At 64.8% G+C, this 5572-nt stretch carries 5 protein-coding genes; 1 reads left to right on the plus strand and 4 read right to left on the minus strand.

All coding sequences use genetic code 11. From position 1 onward, the window contains the following. The coding region (locus DI573_RS13520; protein ID WP_292815343.1) for a DUF262 domain-containing protein at positions 1–1041 on the minus strand (1041 nt) is incomplete at its 3' end. An 846-nt stretch (positions 1042–1887) separates the two neighbouring features. On the opposite strand from DI573_RS13520, the gene DI573_RS13525 reads away from it, so the two are divergent. Then, complete coding sequence (locus DI573_RS13525; protein WP_292815346.1) at positions 1888–3150, plus strand: competence protein CoiA family protein; 1263 nt, start codon at positions 1888–1890, stop codon at positions 3148–3150. Positions 3151–3283: 133 nt separating this feature from the next. Here DI573_RS13525 and DI573_RS13530 read toward each other — a convergent pair whose 3' ends face one another. The 3 genes from DI573_RS13530 to DI573_RS13540 all read right to left on the minus strand — a co-directional run. Continuing rightward, positions 3284–4252: a hypothetical protein gene (locus tag DI573_RS13530; RefSeq protein WP_292815348.1), complete on the minus strand. Its 969-nt coding sequence runs from the start codon at positions 4250–4252 to the stop codon at positions 3284–3286. Next, on the minus strand, positions 4245–4520 hold the full coding sequence (locus DI573_RS13535) for a hypothetical protein (protein ID WP_292815350.1): 276 nt from the start codon (positions 4518–4520) through the stop codon (positions 4245–4247). Before DI573_RS13535 ends, DI573_RS13530 begins: the two co-directional genes overlap by 8 nt. 388 nt (positions 4521–4908) lie before the next feature. Then, positions 4909–5572 (minus strand): tyrosine-type recombinase/integrase (locus tag DI573_RS13540; protein WP_292815352.1); only part of this gene is annotated, 664 nt, incomplete at its 5' end.

Here is a 5572-nt window from a genome sequence, read left to right on the forward strand (position 1 = left end):
CTGGCTAAGGTGCTGAGCGATGCGCTCGTCCAAGACTGCCTGCATCGCGGGTCTGGTAAGCCCCAGTACCGATTCGAGCAGATCCGCGAAGGTATGACGGCTTGTGGCCACGAGGTAGCCCACCTTGTGAAATATGTCGCGATCCTCGTACCAGCCGACGATTAGAGAGTGAAGCGCAACCACGTCGTCCCAGAAGGATTGTGGGTCGGCGTCGATTATGGGATGCAGTGTTTCGAAGGTGTAGTAGCGCGGCCGATGATTGCCAGCCGGCTTCCCGCCCGCACGATCCGCGAGAGTGTCTAGGATCAACCCGATCCGCGTCGGGTCGTCCTGGCTGCGGCCGGTGACGAACGACCAGACTTCCGGCGCGCGAAGCTCGCGCTCGAACTGATCCCACTGCGCAGCTGTCTGCTCGCTCCGATCCGATACCCCTGATCGGCTCTGGAGTTTCGCAAGGACTTGAGCCTTGACGAGTTCCGCATCAGAGAGCGGGATCCGGCCGACATTGAGCCGGGTGAACAGGGCGATCGAATCGAGTTCCTTCGCCGCCTCGTACCAGATCACACGCACAGACTCGAAGAGGAAGCCGTAGAACCGGTTTGCCGCCCACTGCTTGCGGTGCGCGTGGGCCTCGAACCACCCGCTGATGTGCTGGTAGGCGGCATAGATGTGGTGAAAGTCGATGTTCTCCCGGCGCCGCTCCTCCGATGGCTCACTCAAGAACTCGGCACTCGCGGTCCGTGTCTCGTATTCGAGGGTGAAACCCGCCCCCGCGCTCTGCAAACCCTCCGTGCGCATGTACTGGAAGATCAGGAACAACGTGGTTAGTCGCTGTTGCCCGTCGATGAGTTCCCAGCGCCCGTCAGTCATCGCCTTCACAACCACAGGCTGCAGATAGTACGGCTCGCCTTCGCTGTCCCATACATCATCGAGAAGCCGTTCGACTTCTTCGACTCCCCACCTATACCCCCGTTGGTACGCGGGTACGAAGAAGGACCCGGTGATGTCCCCCACGGCCCGCGGCTCGAGTATCGCGTCCACGATCCCACACTACGGCGGCCCAGTCCGCGGAGTTCACCTCGCCACGAACGGATCCGACTTCATCCGACCGCACGCATGCGGGGGCGCTCACAAGAGATCGACTGGGCTCTTGTTCATCGCTACGCTCGTACGCAATAGATCGCTCGCCAAGGCCCGCGGGAAACCGGACAGGGTGGCGAGATGACGACTTGGGGCACGTGATGCCGTAGCCGAAAGGGCTGCGACAAAGTACCGCTGTTACCCGCGGTCGTTCCTGTTTACGACATGGAGCCGCGGTGTCAACCTGCCCGAAAGTCCCCTATCCGTCCCTCTACGTGGCTGGCCGAGCCTTGCTCGCTGCGCGTGCCAGGATGCTTGATCAGCATCGCGACCGTGTTGTGGCCGGCGTCCACCCGTGCATGCGATGCGGAGCCTTCCACCTCACGTCGAACCCGAAGTCAGCCACTTCGCGGTGGACGCGCCGCGCACTCGTTCTAGCGGAGCACTGAACGAACCTCCCACTCCACGGATCGGCTGGGGAGGCCGCAGTGCATCGACGATCGCTACCGATAGCGAAGTGTCCGCTCAGGCTTGACATCTGTCGGCGGTTCGCGCGGCGGACGATCGTGCCCGTTGGATGGACGCCAAGACGTGGCTGGAAGTCGCTCTCGCGATCGCTCATGCGGGAGGGGCCGACACCTTGCGCGACGACGGGCCGGTCCACGCGGTCTACGACCAGTGGGAAGCTCGGGTCGGCAATTGCTAGTGCAGCTAAAGCTTGATGGGCTTAATGGACGCCAGCCTCTCAGGGTCGCCCAGCCCTCTTGGCGATCGCGATGTCGGCGAGGGGCGGTAGAGTCCGCGCCTGTGGGGCACTCTGTCGATGAATACCGCGCCTTCTCTGGATCGCCGGAGAGGCGCATCGTATTCGCGGTGGGCTCTGGCGGTGAAGTCGAGTACATGCCAGACGGCGCCGCGCCGGCGTTCAAGGAACGGCGGGGCGCCGGTGAGACCTTCTCTTGTATCGTGCCCGATTGCGAATCACCGATGCTCAAGATCGTCGATCGCGGCGAGCATCGGCATGGGTTCTCCCACGTTTCCGGCGGCGGGCACGATGGGATGGGTGTCGACCATTTGCAGAGTCAACTACTGCTCCAACGCTGGCTCAGAGCTCGGTACCCCTCACTGGAAGTCGATCTTGAGAGGACGACGGCGGACGGACGCCGACGGGCCGATGTGTTAGCTACCTCGCGCGCGACAGGGGCGCAGATAGCGTTCGAGGTGCAGTACGCAGGTATGACCGCCGCCGAGTGGCAGGCCCGACATGACTCATACCGAGACATGGGAATCGTTGACGTCTGGCTCTGGGGATATGGCGGCGCACACTTCCACCCCAGGAGCGACTCGACAAGCTGGATCTCGTTCGGCTCGACGCTGTCTACGGTCGCGCACGCCGGCCTACCCATCCTCTTTATTGATCCCGCCGCCGAGCACATTGGCTATGTAACGCGCGATGGAGCGCCCTACCGGCTTCTCGGAATACAGGTCCTGAGCGACCACGGCGGCCAACTACAGTCCGAACCTCTGACCGACTTCTGGATCGACGCTCACCGAAGATTTCTGACCGATCGGCTTGCCGATCTGCTCACGGCCCCAGCGCGAGTAGAAGAGATTCTCGCTGCGGAGAAGCACGAAGCAGACGAACGCGAGCGGCGACGTCAGGAAGGATATGAGGCGTTCTACGCGCGGGTACGCACGAAGGCTGAAGCCCTCGCGCGGCGTTGGCCAGGGACACCGGAACATCGACGCATTCTCGAGCTATTTGGCGACGTGCCGGCCTTTCTCAAGCACGAGCCGACCAGCGGGAATACGACTATTCACCTGCCCGTCCCCCCTGTGGTGTGGCAGGGAAAGTTCTTCCTCAAGTACATTCACGGGCGCCGCGACGGGTGGCGTGTGAGCATCCGGGGAATGACCGACGAACTCAACGCGATGGACCGTGACGTTAGATTCCCGGAGGAAGCGGTGCGCAGTTGGCTTGGCGCTCTTGAGGAACACGGTCACGTCGCGCGGCTCGAATCCACGTACCGATACGACAAGTGGCCGAAGTACGAAGTGCGTGCCGGCTGACTGGTGGGCCGAAGACACTAGACGCTCGGCGGTCGTCCACCGCGGATTCAACGGCGCCAGCCCGGTCTGTCACGCATGCTTGACCTGTTGGCCCGCGATGGCGCTGCAGGTGCTCCGCGCAATGAGGGGTCTCTCAGAGCGATCTGCCGGGCTTCCGCTTGGCGAGATCCGTCGTGAGCCAGCGGAAGACCTCCAGCGACGACGTCGGCGAAGCGACGTTGGCACGGAAATAGCCCCGGCTCGCGAACTCCAACGCGTTACGGCGGGGCTCCGTGTATACGTCGAGAGGGAGCATCCCGCCCCGGAACCTCGCGCGAGAGACCTCGGCGACCCGCGCACGCAGCTCTACTTCATGGACCGCGAAGTACTCGTCGGCGATCGCGAGGATCTCGCGGACGACGCGACGGTTCTCAGAACGCTCCTGCAGGGCATGCACCAGTTCTGGAGGAGTCGGTTCATCCTGCTCTCGGATTCGGGCGACATCGCCACCGCTGCGCTTCTTCGCGAAGAAGGCGGTTGCTGCGGCTTCGTTGTGGCGTCGCTCCGGAGCGTGCACCCGGTGCAGCTGCCGCTCAGGAAGCCCGGCGCGTGCCCGGCGACGCGCGAGACGCCTCGCCTCGTTCTCGCGTTCACGGTAAGTCGCACGCTGAGCTTCAGTGGGCGACCACGTCGAGTCCCGGCCGGCTGCGCGAGCGCGGTCGACAGCGCGGCGGCGAGCCTCATTCGCCTTCTCCGGGTCTGCAGCCTCACGCGCGCGACGACGTTCGGCGATCGCGTCGCGATTCCGGTAGTAGTAGTCGCGCTGAGCCTGCTTGTACGCGTCGGGGTGCTTCTGCTTGTAACGCTCCCGTGCCTGCTGACGCTCCTCCGGGTGCTCCTTCGCCCACGCTTTGGCGCGATCGATTCCCTTCTGGCGGTGCGCCTTCTCCTCCCGCGCGCGCTGCGTCCGCTGGCGTTCACGGTCGCGGTTCTTGCGACGGATGTCCTCGCGATTCCGTTCCCGGTACTCGACGTAGTAGTTCGGGTGCGCGTCGTTCCACGCCTTTCGCCGTGCGGCCAGGCGCGCTGCGCGCTCCTCGTCGCTCGGGCGCGCGTCACTCATGGTGGTCCACGGCGAGCACGTCGTCGAGCTCGACGAGCGCGGTGAACAGCTCTTCGCGTGTCGCGGTGGGGTCGGCTATCGCGCGCGCGAAGAGCGCACGGAACCGTTCGCGCTCGATGTCGGAGACGTCGCCGAGCCGCGCGAGACACCACTCGATGTCCTCGGCGAGACTGTAACTCGGGTCATCCACCTCGATGCCGGGGTAGTGCAGGAACGCGAGCACCGCCACGTGCTCCAGGACGGCGTCAGCGCGCTCACGATCGCTCATGCCAGGAAGGTGGGCGCGCCGCGCCCGATAGCAGCTCGTCTGTGTCGGGGGTCCGCTCTACGCTCATGTGTGTTCGGCCGGAAGAGAGAGCCCAATGGTCGAACCGAGTCGATGGCACCCCCTCCTCGCTGCGCAGGAAGGTCCCACAGGCACATGGCACCTGCTCGACGGGTTCGACCGTGCATACGGCACCGTCGAGATCCGCCGCGTGAACGCCACCGACGTCCGGTACCGTGCGAGCTTTCAGGGCGAGGTCATCGGTTGGTCCACAACCTTGCGCCTCGCGTGCGAGCGGGTGCACGCAGAGTTTCTCCGCAGCCACGGCCCGAACGGCGGACCCATCGCGAGCTGGGGCGGGACCGATCACGGGCGATAGCTGGATCAGCCGTCACGCCGCCTCGATGTCTTCGTCGTCGAGGAAGACAAGCGCAGGATCATCGCCCGCTCCATCGTCGGTCGCGAGCAACGAGGTATCGGGATTCACGCGGCGCAGAGTCCGCTCGAGAATTCCTGCTGGCCCCCGATCCACGGTGCGGTCGGGCTCGATGTAGTGCCCTTCGGTGATCGCGGTCGATCCGTGTCCCAGGAAGGTGGCGGCAGCATCGGCGCTCGCCCCGCGCGCGATGACTGTCGCACCGGTTCGTCGATACCACCGAAGGGTGATCCCCTCCCCCGGGAGGTCCGCCAACTCGAGAAACGCGCGGAAGGTCCGTCGCACGTTGAAGGGGCTGAGAGGATTGCCCGCGCGATTGGCGAAGATCGTCCGTTGCGGGTTGTTGGTCGGGATGCCGGCAAGCCGTGCGCGAATCACGGCGGCTGCGAAGTCGGGGACGGCGATGCGCCGGATGGAGTGCTCGGTCTTGGGGTGGTCCTGCCTTACCGCGCCGCTGCCGGTACGCAAGACGACCGTTCCTGTCACGGAGATCGTCATCCCGCCAGGAGCGTCGTCGACATCGCACACGCGGAGAGCGAGGCACTCGCCGATGCGCAGCGCGGTGCCGAGGAGTACTTCGATAATGTCCCGCACCTGACCGTCGGGCTTGGGCCCCTTG

The sequence above is a fragment of the Microbacterium sp. genome, assembly GCF_003248605.1.
Taxonomy (GTDB): domain Bacteria; phylum Actinomycetota; class Actinomycetes; order Actinomycetales; family Microbacteriaceae; genus Microbacterium.